15 protein-coding genes are annotated in these 17,329 nt (G+C 42.0%); all 15 read right to left on the reverse strand.

Features of this window, described 5'->3' with window-relative positions; all coding sequences use genetic code 11:
* Positions 1-18 precede the first annotated feature (18 nt).
* Positions 19-1,923, reverse strand: coding sequence for an FtsX-like permease family protein (locus B5Y67_RS22755; RefSeq protein WP_088228668.1), 1,905 nt, complete (start codon positions 1,921-1,923; stop codon positions 19-21).
* Complete coding sequence (locus B5Y67_RS22760; RefSeq protein ID WP_088228669.1) at positions 1,910-2,674, reverse strand: ABC transporter ATP-binding protein; 765 nt, start codon at positions 2,672-2,674, stop codon at positions 1,910-1,912. Before B5Y67_RS22760 ends, B5Y67_RS22755 begins: the two co-directional genes overlap by 14 nt.
* A gap of 89 nt (positions 2,675-2,763) precedes the next feature.
* A complete protein-coding gene (locus B5Y67_RS22765) occupies positions 2,764-3,129 on the reverse strand; it encodes a hypothetical protein (protein WP_088228670.1) in 366 nt (121 codons plus the stop codon).
* Between the two features lie 226 nt (positions 3,130-3,355).
* Positions 3,356-4,252, reverse strand: a complete 897-nt coding sequence (locus B5Y67_RS22770) for a hypothetical protein (protein ID WP_088229053.1) — start codon at positions 4,250-4,252, stop codon at positions 3,356-3,358.
* Between the two features lie 245 nt (positions 4,253-4,497).
* Positions 4,498-5,073, reverse strand: coding sequence for a 4Fe-4S dicluster domain-containing protein (locus B5Y67_RS22775; protein ID WP_088228671.1), 576 nt, complete (start codon positions 5,071-5,073; stop codon positions 4,498-4,500).
* Positions 5,073-6,467: a [FeFe] hydrogenase, group A gene (locus B5Y67_RS22780; RefSeq protein WP_088228672.1), complete on the reverse strand. Its 1,395-nt coding sequence runs from the start codon at positions 6,465-6,467 to the stop codon at positions 5,073-5,075. The genes B5Y67_RS22775 and B5Y67_RS22780 overlap by 1 nt, the downstream gene beginning before the upstream one ends.
* 51 nt (positions 6,468-6,518) lie before the next feature.
* The gene (locus B5Y67_RS22785; RefSeq protein ID WP_088228673.1) at positions 6,519-7,097 is read right to left on the reverse strand and encodes a 4Fe-4S dicluster domain-containing protein; all 579 of its coding nucleotides are present in this window, start codon (positions 7,095-7,097) and stop codon (positions 6,519-6,521) included.
* A gap of 84 nt (positions 7,098-7,181) precedes the next feature.
* Complete coding sequence (gene fdhF, locus B5Y67_RS22790) at positions 7,182-9,338, reverse strand: formate dehydrogenase subunit alpha (RefSeq protein ID WP_088228674.1); 2,157 nt, start codon at positions 9,336-9,338, stop codon at positions 7,182-7,184.
* Between the two features lie 168 nt (positions 9,339-9,506).
* Positions 9,507-9,881, reverse strand: coding sequence for a Na-translocating system protein MpsC family protein (locus tag B5Y67_RS22795; protein ID WP_088228675.1), 375 nt, complete (start codon positions 9,879-9,881; stop codon positions 9,507-9,509).
* Between the two features lie 169 nt (positions 9,882-10,050).
* The gene (locus B5Y67_RS22800) at positions 10,051-11,373 is read right to left on the reverse strand and encodes a radical SAM protein (protein WP_088228676.1); all 1,323 of its coding nucleotides are present in this window, start codon (positions 11,371-11,373) and stop codon (positions 10,051-10,053) included.
* Between the two features lie 266 nt (positions 11,374-11,639).
* Entirely contained in the window at positions 11,640-12,515 is an 876-nt protein-coding gene (locus B5Y67_RS22805) for a DmsC/YnfH family molybdoenzyme membrane anchor subunit (RefSeq protein WP_088228677.1), read from the reverse strand.
* 35 nt (positions 12,516-12,550) lie between these two features.
* Positions 12,551-13,102, reverse strand: a complete 552-nt coding sequence (locus B5Y67_RS22810) for a DMSO/selenate family reductase complex B subunit (RefSeq protein WP_088228678.1) — start codon at positions 13,100-13,102, stop codon at positions 12,551-12,553.
* Between the two features lie 14 nt (positions 13,103-13,116).
* Positions 13,117-15,672 carry a molybdopterin-dependent oxidoreductase gene (locus B5Y67_RS22815; protein ID WP_088228679.1) on the reverse strand — a complete coding sequence of 852 codons (2,556 nt, stop codon included), beginning with the start codon at positions 15,670-15,672 and terminating at the stop codon, positions 13,117-13,119.
* A 30-nt stretch (positions 15,673-15,702) separates the two neighbouring features.
* Complete coding sequence (locus tag B5Y67_RS22820; RefSeq protein WP_088228680.1) at positions 15,703-16,395, reverse strand: molecular chaperone TorD family protein; 693 nt, start codon at positions 16,393-16,395, stop codon at positions 15,703-15,705.
* A gap of 193 nt (positions 16,396-16,588) precedes the next feature.
* On the reverse strand, positions 16,589-17,323 hold the full coding sequence (locus B5Y67_RS22825; RefSeq protein ID WP_088228681.1) for an FCD domain-containing protein: 735 nt from the start codon (positions 17,321-17,323) through the stop codon (positions 16,589-16,591).
* Positions 17,324-17,329 lie beyond the last annotated feature (6 nt).

Consider the following 17,329-nt stretch of genomic DNA (forward strand, 5'->3'; position numbering starts at 1 on the left):
ATTTCTTTAAACATAAGCTTATAGGCCAAAACCCAGCAGTTCTCTTTTGGAATATCTCAGCACAATAACGAATTGAAGCGCCGCTAAGCCTAATCCAATAACCAGACTGTAACCGGCAGCCTGCCATCCATAGCCATAAAATTCATTGACTGCGTAGCCATAAAAACTCCCCATAAACAGACCGGCGATTACCTGAGGCATGAAGTAATAGGTGTTTTTATGACGTATCATTGCCAGCATCTCCTCTGCAGTTACGCCCAGCCGGCAGAGACCGGACAATAGTCTCTGCTCTTCTTCCCCTTCAGCCATTATCTTAAAATGAATCATGATATTGGCGGCAGCACAAAATAAAACCTCAACAAAGAACATCACAAACAGCAAAAATTCTGCCGACTGTTGGGCCAAGGTGTAGGATTCAATCCTGGATGTTGCCCGGTAATAATGTTGCTGTACCGGCTGGTCAACTCGATTCTTTTTTAATAAATAGTTCTGGACAGCAGCAATTCCTTTTCCCGAATTCTGCCACTGCTTAAAAGAGTACAATTTAATAATCCCTGCCGAATAGTCAGAACTATGCGCGGCTATTTTCTGGAAATCAGCATCATTCAAAACCAAAGTACGATCAGCCAAGGTCGGATTTCGGTTGAATAAGATACGCACGTCACTTCCTGCGGACTTTAATTCCATTGTCTCCTTGCCACAATCAAAACCGACCGTTGACGGTGAAGTCAGATCATGTTGGTATCCGTCCTGAAAGTCAAACTGGAAAACCGTCAAGAACTCACCTTTGGGAATTTGATAACTGGTGCAAAATTCCTTATTTACTTCGGAAAGCGGAAGCAAATTATAGACTCCGTTTCGCAAATAATCCACCTGCTTGACCCTTTGAACTGTTACCCCATTTTGCGCCAATAGGTTAACGATATTACTGTCAGCCACCTGGTTTTTGCCGAAAATCTGAGAATACACCAAATCATAGGGTGAATTGCTGACAGCATCCTTGGTAAGAGCCGGATACATAATCCCGGTCGATCCGGCAAAAAAAATACAAAATCCAAGCAGCCAGGCAGCTATGATGCCAATCCTGCTTCTTGACCCGGCATGCTGCCTGTTAAAAGCGATCCCGAGAAAATGGTGCTCCCGAAACCCCGGAAATACTTTAGCCCAAACGTTATCCAACGCCTCCACCTGGGCCAAAATGAAACCGGAGCCTGCCAAGATAACGCCAAAACTAATTTCCAACCAAAGCACTGAATTAGCATGAACATAACCAATTAGCATCATCGGAACAGAAACGGAGACTAAGATCACGCCAAAGATAAATCGTCCCCTGCTTGATTTTCTTTTCCTTTCGCCGCGAAATTTATCTTTGATCAGATCGATAAGTTCCATCTTTTTGAATCCTATGACACTCATTATCAGGGTGAAAAGGATCGTCAGGCCATAGAGCAAAGCCGTCCATTTATAAGACTCGACGTTAAAATACCAATGCAATCCGGATACCCCAATCACGTGTTGAATTACGAAATAAAAGGCAAAGGCTATCAACGTGCCCAGGAGCAGCCCGGCGAGCAGCGATATCCCAGCAATCAGGCACTGCTCCAAGAGCATATTGGTTAAAACTTCCGTTTCACTCATTCCCATGGTCATTAAAATGCCATAGTCATGTTGGCGGAGCTTCATAAATTGCCGGTAGGAATAGGGGATAAAGAGAACGAAAAAAATGCCGACAAATAGGCTTGGGGCATAAATATTGCTGGAAATATAGCTGTTTACGTTTTTAGGATTCATAAACGCCTGATTGGTAAAAATGGCGGCAAAGCTATAAAACAGGACAATAGAAAAAACATTGCATAAAAAATACAGCCGGTAACGCCGAAAGTTGGCCATTAACATTTTCCTGGAAATATCAAAAAATGTCATCCTGCTCACCTCCTATCAAGGTAAGCATTTCTGTCAGGGAATCAAGAAATTCCCTGCGGCTGCCTTTCCGCTGTTCTTCGGCCACAAATTCACCGTCTTTTAACAAAACCGTCCTGTGGCAATGGCTGGCAGCAAAGGTGTCATGAGTGACCATTAAAAGACTCGAGCCAAATTCATGATTAACCCGAAGAAAATAGTCCATCACTTCCCGGGTGGACTTAGAGTCCAGGTTTCCCGTCGGTTCATCAGCCAAAATAAGAGCAGGATTATTGATAAGCGCCCTGCCAATAGCTGTCCGCTGTCTCTCTCCGCCGGATATTTCCGTAATACTTTGGTCCTGAATATCTTCGATGCCAAGAATCTTGAGGATTTTTTTCACTTGTTCTTCCTGTTCCTCCGCCGGCTTTTTCTCCAGGATCATCGGCAGCAGGACGTTTTCTTTCACGGAAAGGCTTTCAATCAAATTGAAGTCCTGAAAGACCATTCCTAAGCTTCTCCTGCGGAATAAGGCTATTTCCGCTTTATTCATCTCTGCCAGATACTGACCGTCAATCCAAACACTTCCCTGATCAGAACAGTCCACACCGCTGATAATATTTAAGAGGGTTGTCTTGCCGCTTCCCGACGGTCCCATGACAGCAACCATTTCTCCTTGTTCTACCCGCAAATTTAGACCTTTTAATATCGTAATTTGTTTGCCAATCCTAGTTTGATAATGTTTCCATACATCTCGTATTTCCAAACTGATCATACCCTTATCCCCAATCTTTCATAAAAAATCCGCACACCAAAATAAAGCCGGGATATCCGGCTTGAAAAATTGTTATGATTGGGCAGGGTTCATTCGTCCATACGAACGCACAACGATACAAGGGTATAGTTTCTTCTCCAGAGCAATTTGCTCTTGTTTTTCCAAATAAGACATAGTAATGGTAAAGAAAAAAGGATATCAACTCTACCACCAGATCCAATACCCTTGATATTGTCTCTGCTATAGGTATCCTTAATCTTTTCCCAGCCATATGTATCCGTTAAAAAAGTATGATTTAATACGATCGACTGACTGCTTGTAATTCCTTCGTGATCGACACTATTAGAAGAAGTTCCGCTTGAGACAGTCACATTTACAGCCAAGAAAAGAATAAAAGCCAACGGAATCAATGCGATTCTCGTTAAACATTTTTTACTTCTGTAGATTAATGTCATCCTATCAAAATCCTTTAACTTGAATATACATTCATTTACAACTATATGAAGTCTAATTCCACATTTATTATATCATAAGCAGAAAATTTCAGTTCAAAAATACGTAATCGCTGCACGATGCTAAAACATAATAAATTAGGGTACAGTCTCCTAAATTATTAGGTAACGGTACCCTTTCCCTTTTATCAGCAACCCACAAACCCATAAAAATATAAGACCTTGAGTTCTATTTTAATACCTTTCTTGATACATGTTTATCTTTGGCTACACAACTATAAAAATTGTCAATTATTAATACTGAAAGGTACGTCCAACAAATTGAAATTGTTGAGACCAATACAAACCGACCTTCCTTAACCAAAACAATATTCAGTTTGCAGCCAATATAATAGATTATATATAGCGAGATTATCACTAAGGCTTTCCAAATCCCTTTAAGTCGCAAAAAATGTATCAGCATAACTGAACCCGATAACAAAAAGAAATGTCCCAAGGCTCCATAAAGACGACTAACTTCCGGATCTAAAATTAAGGTTGTGTTGAAATCCTGAAGTCTAGATAACATAAATAAGCCCCATACCAAAGTAAAAACATTACATGTATAAAGAGCCAAAAAGATATAACCATAATAAAATACAGGCTCAATACCCTGTATTGCTTTTACATACATTTTTTTAACTACCCAGAAGAAAAGCGGAATACCCATGACAGTCATCCAAGTTTCATACCAGTTATGGCGATAGATACCCAAACTTAAAAACAATTCCTCAATAAGGCCATATATCAAGCCAATTATAATAAACCAATAAAATCTTAAATGAAAAACTACAACTAATAAGGCTGAAGCACCTACGGAAAATTGAGAAAATAAATTACCCGCCAGTACGTCGTCAAACGGGCGTGGGGGATTTTTCAGTATCATTGGATAATAGACATAAGCTTTTAGAAAAAACAGGACCATCGTTTCAAATGCAAGAGCTATCCCCGTTATCGTCAGATAGAATGCGATTGTCAGTTTACGGCGATTTTTCGCCTTAATCATTGCGAGAATTAATTCTATAATAGTAGAGATACCTAAAAGTATGTACCATATTGTATTAGTCCAAAATGTATTGTCATGCATAAGACCACCAGAAAAATACAAGCAGCACTTTTAATCCCTCCAAAAGTCATTTTTCATAGCTTGCCCAAAATTTTCAGAAAAGCACAATGGGCAATCAATATTATCCTTGATTTTAATGTTTACGATTTTTCACCCCATAAAATAGGGTATTGTCTCTTAATATCATAAAAGACAATACCCATTCTCAAGTTTGTAGATAGGAATAATCCCTGATTATACTGTGAGCCAGTGTTAATACGCCTAGATCAATTCACCCGGTAGCAAGATAAGCCGCTCACACTCCGACGTCTCTTCTCTCTTGTTGCTCCTGCGATGCCATCGGAATTAACGATTCTTAAAGCATCTGTAGGACACACTTCCATACAGGCAGGTCCACCTTGTCTTCCCAGGCACAGATCACATTTGTTCGCTACCATTTTCTCTTTAATGCAGAGCTTGCCGCTGTCATCACATTTTAATCCCGTTTGCTGCTTTTTCTCTCCGTCTTCAGAGCATGAGACCATGTCTATAGCACCAAAAGGACATGCCACAATACAGGTTTTACAGCCGATACAAGTCCTCTGATTAATATAAATAACACCCTCCGTATTCACAATGCACCCTTCGGAACAAGCATTGGCACAAGGAGCATTTTCACAATGTCTGCACTGGATAGGAGCGCTTACAGCTGCGGTTTTTATAACACTTAGCCTGGGATTAAATTCAATTTCCCGTTGTGTCGAAGTAAACATATTCTTACTTGAATGCGCCACAACACAGGCTACTTCACAGGTTCTGCAGCCGATGCACTTATTGGGAGCTGCAACAACAAAGCTATTCATTAGTTCTGCCCCTTTCTTGCTACATATTCCGTATGCAATAGATGATGAGATTGATGTCCCAAAGGTTCTCCCAAGAATTCCACATACAGTTTTTGGATATCCGGATTTTCATGAGACTTCCTTATATTCAGCTGGGAATCATGCTCATAAAGTGAAGCTTTTCTGCTCTTTGTCGCCTCTTCTCTGTACTCCGGTAAAAGAAACTTTGGCTGTCCTCCGCCGTTGATACATCCACCTGGGCAGGTCATTACCTCAATAAAGTGGAATTGGCATCTTCCTGCCTTTACATCTTCAAGGATCTTAGCAGCATTCTTTAAGCCTGAAACTACAGCAACCCTAAGTTCCAGCTCACCCGCCTGTATCATTGCAGTCCTAATACCCTCTCCGCCTCTTACAAAATTCAGTTCTAGTCTTGGGGCCGGCTTTTTAGTCATTAATTCATAACAGGTCCTCAAGGCTGCCTCCATAACTCCGCCGATTGTACCAAAGATAGCACCTGCTCCTGAATAGTTTCCTAATGGTAAATCAAAGGCTTCATCCGGCAGATTGGCAAAGTCAATTCCTCTATCCTTGATCAATTGTGCTAACTCCCTTGTTGTTAAGACGACATCCACATCCCTATAGCCGCTGTCAGCCATCTCTTCACGTGTACATTCAAATTGTTTGCAGGTACAAGGCATGATTGCAGCGCTCAGGATTTTAGCAGGATTAATATTATCAATCTTGGCCCCATAAGTCTTGAAAATAACCCCGGACATCTGCTGAGGCGATTTACAGCTTGATAAATGAGCAAGCAATTCCGGATATTCCTGTTCAACGTATTTTACCCAAGCGGGACAGCAGGAGGTAAACATCGGAAGATCCTTACCATCTCCCTCTGCTATCCGTTTTACAAGCTCATTGCCTTCCTCCATAATCGTTAAATCAGCTCCAAAATTTGTATCATATACACGATCAAAGCCTAATCTTCGCAGTGCCGCGGCCATCTTACCGGGCGTGAGAGAACCGTAAGGAAAACCGAATTCTTCTGCCAGGGAAACTCTCACAGCCGGTGCACATTGCACAATTTTATAAAGTTCGGAAGAAGCTAAAGCCTCCTTTACTTGTTGAGCATGTCCTATATTATAAGCAGCAAAAAGAGGCTCCTTGACTGTTTCCAGCATATTCCTTTCCTTAAGTTTAATTGCTCTTGGTGTTATACTTTCATCAAAGATTGAAGCATAAACACTACATATCTGTACACATTGACCGCAGAAAACACAACGTTCCCTATTGATGGACTGCGGGGCATCCTTTTCCCCTTCAATAGCATTCACAGGACAAACTTCTGCACAGCGTCTGCACCCTGTACATAATTCCCGATCTATATTAATCAAATAATCTCTGCTGACCATCGTTATTTTTCCCTTCCCTTAGCTGCAAATTATCCCTTACAGTTTACGCCGCTATTTTAATGCTGCCAGAAGATTTACAGCGGCCTGACGGTTTCGCCGCTTTTTTTCTTCTGCAGGTATTACCAGAGTTAAAGCTTGCTGCGGACAAGCAGCAACACATGCCGGCTCACCATGTTCTTGACATAAATCACACTTATAGGCAACGGTTTTAGCCTTTTCTTCGAGACCAAACTCGCCTTCCTCTTTCAGGTTGGCCTGAATTACAGCTTCACCGTCCTTGAACTGCGGCAATAAATCTATAGCCCCAAAAGGACAAGCGAGCAGACATGTTTTGCAGCCGATACATTCATTCTCGTCTATTACAATCCTATTGTCCTCCTGCTTAATCGCTCCAATGCGGCAGGAATTCGCACAGGGTGCATCTTCACAGTGCCGGCATTGAATAGGCATCTTAAGGACTTCACTCCGGACCAGGTATAACCTTGGAATGATCGGAGCTGCTATAGTTCCCACAGCCATCGCCACTTGATCTTTCTTGTCATGAACTGCAAAGCAAACCATTTCACAAACTTTACAACCGATGCATTTAGTTGGATTTGCCACTACAAATGAATTTAAAGTTCCGCTCATCTTGCCTCGACCTTTCCTCTGCCATCTTTAACCTTTTATCCAATCATACGACTCACACTTCTCCAAGCGGGAGTGGTTCCGAGTTCACTCTTTGTCCCTTGAAAGGAGTGTATTTACACCCATCTGTTTCCTTAATTTATCGTATTCGTCTCTTACGTGCTGCTCCGCCCATGCTTGGTCCTTAATTCGTTCCACTTTAACAGCGCAATACTTAAATTCAGGGGTTTTGGTAATCGGATCAACATGATCACTCGTCAATTCATTGCAGGCTCCAATCCACCACTGATAGGTCATATAGGTTGCACCTTTTTTCACTCTCTCTGTTACAAGAGCCCTGGCCATAACACTTCCTCTGCGCGAACTGATTCTTATCAGCTCCTGATCTTTAATATTAAGTTCTTCAGCGTCTTCGACACTCAGTTGTACATATCCGGGTTCATCTGCAAGCTGCTGCAGAGCGCGGCAGTTTCCCGTCATCGTTCTGACAGAGTAATGGCCAACCTCCCGTACCGTTGACAGGCTCAGGGGAAATTCCTCATCTGCCAGTTCCAGAGGAGGTCTCCAGTCACAGGCAAATAGTTGTCCTTTTCCATTGGGCGTTGAAAATTGATTGCCTTCATATAAATAGGGAGTTCCGGTATGCTCCTCTGTTGGACATGGCCATTGAATGCTTCCCAATTCATCCAAGCGCTGATAACTTGCCCCTGCAAAACTTGGGCAGAGACCTCTCATCTCGTCCCATATTTCTTCGGTATCCTTATACTTCATCTCATACCCCATGGCCGTGGCTATTTCACATATAATCTGCCAATCAGGTTTGCATTCTCCCTTAGGTTCCACTGCTTTTTTGAATCTTTGGAAACCGCGGTCAGCAGAGGAATATACCCCTTCATGTTCTCCCCAGGAGGTAGCCGGCAGTATAACATCGGCGTGAAGCGCCGTCTTGTTCATAAAAATATCCTGCACAATGACCAGCTCCATCTTATCAAGGACTTCTCTTACCTCACCGGCATTAGGATCACTCTGTACAGGATCCTCTCCCATGATGTAATACGCTTTAACCTTATCCTTATGGAGCACCAAATGAGGAATTTCCGTAAGCTTATAGCCGATCCGCCCGGATAATTTTACTCCCCAGGCCTTTTCAAATTTCCTCCGTGCTTTGGCATCCGTCACCGCTTGGTAACCCGGAAAGACATCAGGAAGCGTTCCCATGTCACATGTTCCCTGAACGTTATTTTGCCCTCTTACAGGACCAATTCCCACATTCGCCCTGCCCAAATTACCCGTCAGCAGGACCAGAGAGGCCAATCCCCTGACAACGTCGACAGCCTGAGAGAATTGACAAACGCCCATTCCATAGAGAATCATAGCGTTTTTCGCTCCGGCATATTCTCTCATCGCTTTTCTTATATCATCTGCCTTAACACCGGTGATTGTCTCAGCATATTCAGGAGTGTATTTAGCCACCGCAGTTTTATACTCTTCAAGACCTTCAGTATACTTACTCACATATTCCTTGTCATACAGCGCTTCATTAATCAGGACATTACCGCAGGCATTAACTAAAGCCATATTGGTACCTCCTTTTAAGGGAAGCCACAAATCTGCAATCCTTACGGATTCAGTTATTCTGGGATCCACGACAATAACCTTGGCCCCTTTTTCCTTGGCCTTAATGATTCGCCGGGCAACAATCGGATGAGAGTCCGCCCCGTTGTAGCCGAATATCAGCAATAAATCTGCATTTTCTATCTCGGGGATAGAATTAGACATTGCACCATTACCTAATGACTGGGCCAGACCGGCCACAGAAGGAGCGTGTCAAACTCTGGCGCAGTGGTCGATGTTATTGGTGCCAATCACAGCCCTCATGAACTTCTGCATGACATAATTCGCTTCGTTTCCGGCTCCTCGCGCTGAACCGGTACCCATAATAGCATCCGGGCCGTATTTCTTTTTAATTTCAGTGATCTTCCCTGCAACAAATCCTATGGCTTCCTGCCAAGAAACTTCTTCTAATTTCCCATTTTTTTTGATAAGCGGTTTTTTTAACCTTGAGGTCAAGATTTGAGGATCATTCAGGAAATCCCATCCATAGTAACCCTTTAGACATAGGTTTCCTTCATTGGTTCTGCCATCGGCAGCCTCAGCTCTGATTACTTGCCCATCCTCAACAACAAGATACAACTTACATCCTGTACCACAATAAGGGCAGACTGTTAATACTTTTTTCCCCATGTTTTCTTCTCCTTTTAGATAGTTATCAAAGCCCGGCTAGATATAATTTCCGCTCGGACCTTGAATAAAGCAACAGTTAATTCGTATAAGCAATAAAAACAAAAAACCAGTACAAAGCGTATTAAAACGCAACTGTACTGGTTTATTTAAAAGCTAAAAAGTTTTATTTCAAACCTTTTTCTTTTCAATCGAACCATCGGCTATTAACTTTAGAAATAAAGCAATCGTTCTGTCGGAACTTTCCAGGTTATTAATTTGCCAAGTATATTCAAAATTCCTGCCTATTAATTCATAAACTTCTTCTGCAAATTGATTTTCCAGATAAGGCCTCAAGGTTTTCCAATATTCTTTGACCCGATCAACGTCGCCCTGTTCGACTAAGATTTCAGATAGATTTGAAAGAATCCCCTTAATAGTTATAGTTATCAATTCATCGTCTATTCTTACTATAACATACTCGGGGCCCTTTCCTCTATAGTGTTTCACTATTTTTACGGCTAATTTTCTAATTTTCTCCTGCATTTCAGGGCTTTTGTCGAACATAACGATGACACCTCAACTAGCAACCTAGGTAAAGAATGATGAATAGATTCCATACAGCATTTAGGAGGTTGACTACTCATATTACAACATTCTACACTATACAATAGAGTTCGACAAGTTGCTCAGTATAAGGCAATGTCTCTTGATATCCCTTCTTGCAATATTACCTTTATAATTCGTTTTGCCACCGAAAATCACTAGGATAAATTAAATCTAATTTGAGTTCCCGCAAATATTTGCCATCATTACGTTCTTCCATAACATTTGAGGAAATAACTACCTCTATATCAATACCTTTAAGAAAATCGATGTCTTTTACATTGAACTCCAAAAAGTCATAGCATTTGCTAAGATTATAAGTTTTAATGTGATTTCTATCTAAAACCTGTTTGACAGTTAAAATATCTTTACCGAATACCTTAGCAGATTTGTAATAATGATCTTTTCTCGATAAGTAATAATAACTTTCAACACGCTGCCCAAGGTTTTGTTGATAAATTTGTCCAGTCAGCTTATTTTCAAGCGAACAGTAATGAACTCCTAACTTAAGATGTTGTTCAACCGCATATTCCAGCAGATCAAGACATTCTAATTCACTTCTATCTATCGGCAGACCTCCGGCATACCAATAATCGTACAGCACATTAAAAGGTGGATTTTTAATTTCAAATCCTCTGCTGCGAAATTCCCCAGCATTATAGAAAGGATAGCAAAACTCCAATAAATTAATACCGTTAATGTCCAGATCATTTAAGCGAGATAATAATTTTTTCATTTCCTCTAAAGTTCCCGGAATTATCGGCATCTCAACCATGACAACAGGAATATACGATTTAGCTAATGCGATATAATCGAGAACCCGGCTGCGTACTTCTTCAGGATCTTCCAGCTTAAGACTAAAGCGAATTTCATTCAGTCCATTTTCTCGAAGTACTCCTAATAAATCCGGATTGAGAAGATCCCCAGCTGTGTAGAGTCGCGTATAGACCTTAGGAAATAATTCTAGCGCTGTTTGGAAAAAGTTGACGACTTCGACTGGATAAAGCAGTGGTTCTCCCCCGGATAAAGCTAAGTGTGAAATTTTTATTCCTTGTTGGTGAATTTCCTGTAATTCTTGGACACAGTTTCTCAGATTCTGACGATAATATTCATATCCCTCTTGGTTAGGATTAAAACAAAAATAGCATTGACGCGGGCACTGAAGAGAAAAAAACAGGGTTGTCGATCCCACTCCAGTCTTACAATTCTCACAAGCAGGTGACAACCAATTAAGGAAAAGGCTTTTATCATCGTTACGGAAGACTACACCCAAATCTCGCAATCGTTCGATTTTATGACTTATCTCTTTTTCTTGATTAGAGCCTAATTTAACACCAGAGGCAGTAATTTGAGTCAGAAATCTTTTGTAGATATCGCGATAGATCTGTGCATAACGAAGCAGACTTGAATTCTTAATAATTACATCTTGTTCATTATAGAGATTAATAAGCATTTCTTTACCTTTCTTGATACATAAGATCATGCCATTTATGAAAGCTTAGCTGATACTCAGTTGTTAGCTGGACACTCTTATCTTCTAATTAAAACAGCTCCTAAATTTACACTTAAGCAACCAGAAACCCGTAGTGTCTTCAAAAGGGGATAGGTAAAAACTTATCTCTAAAAATCAAACATGAGTGCAAAAAGCCAAAGGCGTTCTCACTTCACTAGTATAGTGGAGTGGAGTGAGAACACCGATATTTAATGATTAGCATCTCATCACTTTAAGCCAATCATTATTGATACTGCGGATCCGTAAAATACATAGCGGCCTACAAATTCTCCGACTGCGATCAGAGCCAGTGAACCGTAAACCCATTTCTGGATGGGTACCTTATTCCTAGTTTGTTTTAATGCATAGTAAAGCAAACCTGCTCCAACAAGAGATATAAGCCCTCTTAGAATTAAGGGGAATAGATAGCTTCCCGTAAGAAGCTGGGCTGAGGCCACTGAGGCCATATCACCGCTGTCAAGGCTGCGAATAAAAACTGGCAGATATATCAGAGGGAGAATAACCGCAGCCCCGGTTATTAAGCTGATTTTCTTTAAATGTGCTGCGACTTTTTCGGAAAGTTGCATCCCTTTTCCTCCATATATAACTAAGGCAACACATCCTGCACTTCCCAAAGCCAACGTAGCTCCAAAAAAGGCAACATACGTATCAGCATTCATCCAAGCTGGACGGACCGAATGGCTATAAATATTCGACATACTCAAAACAGCTGCCAAGCCAACCAGTGAAGTAATCCATCCTAAAGCACTGCTCGCCTTCTCCTTTTGAAAGGCTTGATAACTGATAAAGGATAAAACAAGAAACCCTCCGGCAGTTAAAATTTCACGACTAAGCCAGGATGTTTTCAAGTTAAGAATAGAGCGATAGGCTCCTGTTGGTGTTCCTAAGTGGAAGAGAGAAAGGACAAGGGCAACGACCATAATTCCCACAACCGCTTTGAAGCCTGGCTGGGTTAATTTTGCTGCCTCTTGAGGATTTTGCTTCAATAATAAAGAGCGAACCACCATTAACATCAGAAAACTTCCAATGGCCAATTGGCTAACGAGCGTAAACATCATCAAAGGCCATTCTTGAGCAAACATGAAATAGGCCTCCTTCCATAATTTTTAGTTCTTCGCTATTTCATCGCTTCTTTATTCGCCTTAATGGTTAACGATGGATGGGTTATACCAGAGTCAGGCAAGGGTTTAATATCCGCATTATTTCCGTATTTTTTTCGCAGTTCCTCAATATCGCCGAATTGCAAAGCTCTCATCTGGCAAGCATCGACACAAGCAGGGTTTTGGCCCTTATCAATGAGGTCAGCGCAAAAAGTGCACTTACCCACCTTACCCAACTTCTCTATATACTGTGGTTCTCCATACGGGCAAGACCATGTACAGAGTTTACAACCGATACATTTATCGCGGTCGTGCATAACAATGCCGTCCTTCTCTCTCTTATACAGAGCTCCGGTCGGACAGTTCTGGGTACACTTAGGCTGAGCACAATGGTTACAAGCAATTGAAAGGTTATATTCCCAAGGATTCGGGTATTTGCCGCCTTCAAAATTGTAAACCTTGCGGAAAAAAATTCCGGCATCGAGATCATTTTTATCTTTACAAGCAATCTGACAAACCTTGCAGCCAGAGCAAATTGTCATATCATAATAAAACCCGAGTTGCGCCATTATTTTTCACTTCCTTAGAAAATGATTCGTTGAGGCCATTTAACATCCGGATCGAGAGGTTGGTTATATTTCTCGAGCTTCACATTGCAAGAATTAAAGCCAGTATGCCCTTGACCGGTTGGGATATGTCCGTCAAGAATTCCCGTACAGCCGGCTTTATCAACTCCGGCTTGCTCATCCATTTCCACCCAGGCACCTTCGCCAAGCGCAACGACACCTGGCATAATACGCTCAGTGACCATAGCCTGACGAATAACTGAGCCATGACGGCTGGTTACTTTGACAATATCATTATTTTTAATTCCTAGTTTTTGAGCGTCACTGGCATTGATTCTCAGTTCCTGAGGAAAGGCTTCCCGCAGCCAGAGTACATTATCTAAGGTCGAATGAGACCTCCGATAGTAATGAAGAGTAATGACTTGGAAAGGATAACCGTTCTTAGCACCATCTTCATAGCCCTCACGCGAAGGTTCGTACTTAGGTAAAGGTGATTTCGTCGTAAAACCTACTTTTTCAATGGCCTTAGCGAGAGAGTCACAATAAATCTCAAATTTTCCGCTTGGAGTTGCTAATTTCTTGCCAACCGGATCGCCAATAAAGTCCTCAAAACTTGTAAATTCCAATTTGTCGCCGCGAGACCTCGGAATTTGATAAATCCCCTTTTCTTTGAACTCCTTATAGGAGATGCGTCCCGTTTGCGGGGTTCCTTTCGCTCCCAATTCCTTGATATCTTCCGCCGTCAAGGTGACTAACTTTTCATAACCCGTTCCGTCTGCCTTCATCACCTTAGCGCCAGCTATCTGGTTATACAGCATTTGCGCTTCAGACAACGGGTTGATCGCCTTCGTTGGATTAATCCCCAGCCTTTTAGCCAATTCCGTTGCAATCCACATATCACTTTTGGCTTCAAAAAGCGGCTTCATGATTTGACGAAAATAAATAAGAATTTCACGATTCCCGGTAAGCAATCCCCCCAGACGCTCCCACTGCGAGGTAACCGGTAAAACAACATCTGAATACCGGGCGTCCGTCGATAAGAATAGGTTTTGCGCAAGGACGAATTCAACTTTACGGTGTGCCTCAATACCCCGTGTGGTCCCCGCTCTCTGGTTCAAGGTATTCCCAAACCAATTCCAAACCATTTGGATATTGATATTTTTCTGGACACCTTTACTTGCAGTATATTTACCTGTGAAAACGGCGTTCCACATTTCACCACTATTAATTTTACTTTTCGCTAGAGGATTGGGAATCGCAGGCAAGCCGCTGGCCCCAGGTTGTACTAACACCGGTCCGGCATTTGTTGCCCGATTGTGCATATTAGGGCTAACTCCTGCACCAGGTTTGCCAACATTACCTGTCATAAAGGCAAGGGTCATTATCGCATGGGGAAAATGCTCTCCATTGTTTATGCGGGCGGGTGCTCCACCAGTAATAATAGCTGCAGGTTTTGTCGTTGCATATTCCTGAGCAAGTTGACGGATCTTATCCGCACTTACACCACAAATCTTGGCTGCCCACTCCGGTGTTTTCGGGGTTCCATCAAAAGTACCCAAAACATAATCTTTAAAGTTATCCTTGGGATCTGCCCCATCCGGCATATGATCTGCATCAAAGCCCACACAATAAGTATCCAAAAAGTCTATATCCAGTAAATTATTCGTTAAAATATGATGGGCCATCCCCAGAACTAATGTTGTATCAGTAGCCGGGTGAATCGGTATCCATTCATCTGCCATAACTCTCGCTGTTTCAGAATGGACAGGATCAATCAAAATAAATTTGGCTCCTGCCTTTTTGGCCTGTAGATAATTAAACGTTGGCGTTCCCTGACTGGACTGAGCAGGGTTTGCACCCCAAAGAAAAATCAGTTTTGAATCGCGCAATCTGAAGCGATCGTTGCCGGCCATCGATCCATTATCGGTTGTGATGCCCGTGACCTTTTGCCATACTACAGGCCAGGCTCCCCAAGAAACATCTCCCCAACGAGTTGTACAGCCGCCATAGGCACTCATGAGCCGAATAGGTTCCATGTCCCCTCCTGAACCGCCAGGGGGTAAAAAGAAACTGGCATTACCATATTTTTCTTTAATTCGTTTAATCTCACTAGCAACGATATCCAGGGCTTCGTCCCAAGAGATACGCACCCACTCATCTTTTCCGCGAAGTTCTTTTTTGCCGCCTCCCGGTTCCCAATTTTTCCGTTTCATCGGATATTTGAGGCGATCGGCGCCCAGTACCATCTTGCGATGAGAACGACCGCGTGCACATCCTCTTTGTTGAGGGTAATCCGGACTGTCCTCATGGGTATCGTCCGTCTTTTGACGAACGACAACTCCATCCGCAACATAAGCCTTGTTTAAACAGCGTCCTCCACAATTATGCCAACAAGCAGCAGTAATCCACTCACCCTCCTTATCAGCTAACTCTGCAACACTTGAATCCACTTTTTGCAGCCCGCAGCCCGGCAGGGTTACAGCTGCTGCAGCTCCGGCAGCCAATGTTGCCGTTGCACCGAGAAAGGACCTTCTGCTCATTATGTGGCTTTTTGCCTTCTCGATTAAACTCATATTTTCCACCCCCACGAATTGTAAGAAATACTAAGAATTTATTGTTAAAAGCTCGAGAAGAGCTTCTAGATCAAGAGTTAAGAAGCCTTGAAGAATTTTGCCCATTCCCTGATAGAAATCCGTCTCGGCGTGCTGGATCATGTCTTGACTGAACTTTGGAACCCATTGCAAAAGATGCTCTTCTAAAAAAGACTTTTGATCTATCAAGAGTTGTCTGAGATCAACGCCATTTTGATCGTTATCCTCTAAACATAGTTCACTGAGCCGGAACATAAAATCCAACTCTAGTCCTAAGTGATCATCTGCCTCATGACCAAACTCTACAGGAAGAAACGAATACTTTAGATAAGCCTTCCTAACGGCTAGCGTCTCCTTCTGAAAGAGCAAACGCTCCTCGTTTAAATAAGTGGATTCCCAGGGCGGAGAAGGTAATTGATACGGACCGATAAAAAGCCGAGTGTATTCCCAATGCAAATCATTGCAAACAGTTTCGCTCTGTATATCGTTTTTAGAAAGGTAGTCTTTTATTTGTTGAACACCTTCTAAAATCATTCCACTTTCACTTGCCAAAGGAAAATCCGGTGCGATCATGCTATTTTTCACAAATACAAGGAAATCTTTTGTAGGTTCCATTAAGAAAGTACGGCGCAGAAAATCGTAGTAAAAAAGACGCAACTCCAGTAATGGAGTCACTCGACTTGATGCATGATTCACTTTTGTCATAGTTTTACTCCTTAGTGTATAGCCACTTACTAATACCTAGTTTCACATTAGTAAGTTAGTCAAATTGATGGGATTGCTGTATATTGTCTAATTGATTACCTGTTAGTTGTCATACAACTGACCAAGCACTATCTTATCAGTTTTTTCTATGAAGTCAATAGAAACTTAGGATATAACGCATCGCCCCTTACTGTTAGCGAATCATTGAAGCCTCTTGTTCTGCATTCCTGAACATTTCAAGTTTAGCATCGATCATATCGACATAAGCCTTAAGGGCCAGCTCGAGGTTCCTCGTCTTGAGACCATTAAGAATGTTATAATGCTCATCTTCCTCTGTCGCCTTGGGTACTCCATCAACTTCCCAACTTTTTTGAACGGTCGATTCATAATGCGCCAGCAAAAGGTTGCCCATGAGGTGAAAGGTGCTGATAAACAGACTGTTTTCGGATAAACGAAAAAGCCATTCATGAAATTGTCTATCCAGATAAAAATACTCCTCAAGATCCGATTTTTCAGAGGCCTGGCACATTTTTATATAGATTTGCTCCAAGTGGTGAATTCCTTCTTCACTGGCCCGTTGAAAGGCAAGACGTATGACTTCCGTTTCCAAAGCCTTTCTAAACTCTAAGATCTCGATCTGGTTATGCGGTTTCATCATGATGGGGGCAAGTTCGGTTAAATAAACACTGGGTGTAAATTCCTTAACAAAAGTCCCTTCCCCCACCTTGGCTTCCAGTAACCCGAGGGTAATCATTTTCTGAATGGCAACGCGAACCGATACTCGGCTTACGCCAAATAATTCGGCAAGTTGGTTTTCTGAAGGGATTTTATCCCCCGGCACCCATCGTTCATTTACAACATTTTCCTTCAATTGATTATAAACTAGTTCTGACACACTATCTTTAGAAATCTTCGTGATATTGTTCATTCGTTT

Source organism: Desulfosporosinus sp. FKB, from assembly GCF_002196705.1.
Classification (GTDB): domain Bacteria; phylum Bacillota; class Desulfitobacteriia; order Desulfitobacteriales; family Desulfitobacteriaceae; genus Desulfosporosinus.

Excerpts from the sequence above, each read along its gene's own strand:
- B5Y67_RS22775 (WP_088228671.1), bottom strand. The coding sequence starts at position 5,073 with ATGAATAGCTTTGTTGTTGCAGCTCCCAATAAGTGCATCGGCTGCAGA.
- B5Y67_RS22770 (WP_088229053.1), bottom strand. The coding sequence starts at position 4,252 with ATGCATGACAATACATTTTGGACTAATACAATATGGTACATACTTTTA.
- B5Y67_RS22765 (WP_088228670.1), bottom strand. The coding sequence starts at position 3,129 with ATGACATTAATCTACAGAAGTAAAAAATGTTTAACGAGAATCGCATTG.
- B5Y67_RS22795 (WP_088228675.1), bottom strand. The coding sequence starts at position 9,881 with ATGTTCGACAAAAGCCCTGAAATGCAGGAGAAAATTAGAAAATTAGCC.
- B5Y67_RS22800 (WP_088228676.1), bottom strand. The coding sequence starts at position 11,373 with ATGCTTATTAATCTCTATAATGAACAAGATGTAATTATTAAGAATTCA.
- B5Y67_RS22805 (WP_088228677.1), bottom strand. The coding sequence starts at position 12,515 with ATGTTTGCTCAAGAATGGCCTTTGATGATGTTTACGCTCGTTAGCCAA.
- B5Y67_RS22815 (WP_088228679.1), bottom strand. The coding sequence starts at position 15,672 with ATGAGTTTAATCGAGAAGGCAAAAAGCCACATAATGAGCAGAAGGTCC.
- B5Y67_RS22820 (WP_088228680.1), bottom strand. The coding sequence starts at position 16,395 with ATGACAAAAGTGAATCATGCATCAAGTCGAGTGACTCCATTACTGGAG.
- B5Y67_RS22810 (WP_088228678.1), bottom strand. The coding sequence starts at position 13,102 with ATGGCGCAACTCGGGTTTTATTATGATATGACAATTTGCTCTGGCTGC.
- B5Y67_RS22780 (WP_088228672.1), bottom strand. The coding sequence starts at position 6,467 with ATGGTCAGCAGAGATTATTTGATTAATATAGATCGGGAATTATGTACA.
- B5Y67_RS22755 (WP_088228668.1), bottom strand. The coding sequence starts at position 1,923 with ATGACATTTTTTGATATTTCCAGGAAAATGTTAATGGCCAACTTTCGG.
- B5Y67_RS22760 (WP_088228669.1), bottom strand. The coding sequence starts at position 2,674 with ATGATCAGTTTGGAAATACGAGATGTATGGAAACATTATCAAACTAGG.
- B5Y67_RS22825 (WP_088228681.1), bottom strand. The coding sequence starts at position 17,323 with ATGAACAATATCACGAAGATTTCTAAAGATAGTGTGTCAGAACTAGTT.
- B5Y67_RS22785 (WP_088228673.1), bottom strand. The coding sequence starts at position 7,097 with ATGAGCGGAACTTTAAATTCATTTGTAGTGGCAAATCCAACTAAATGC.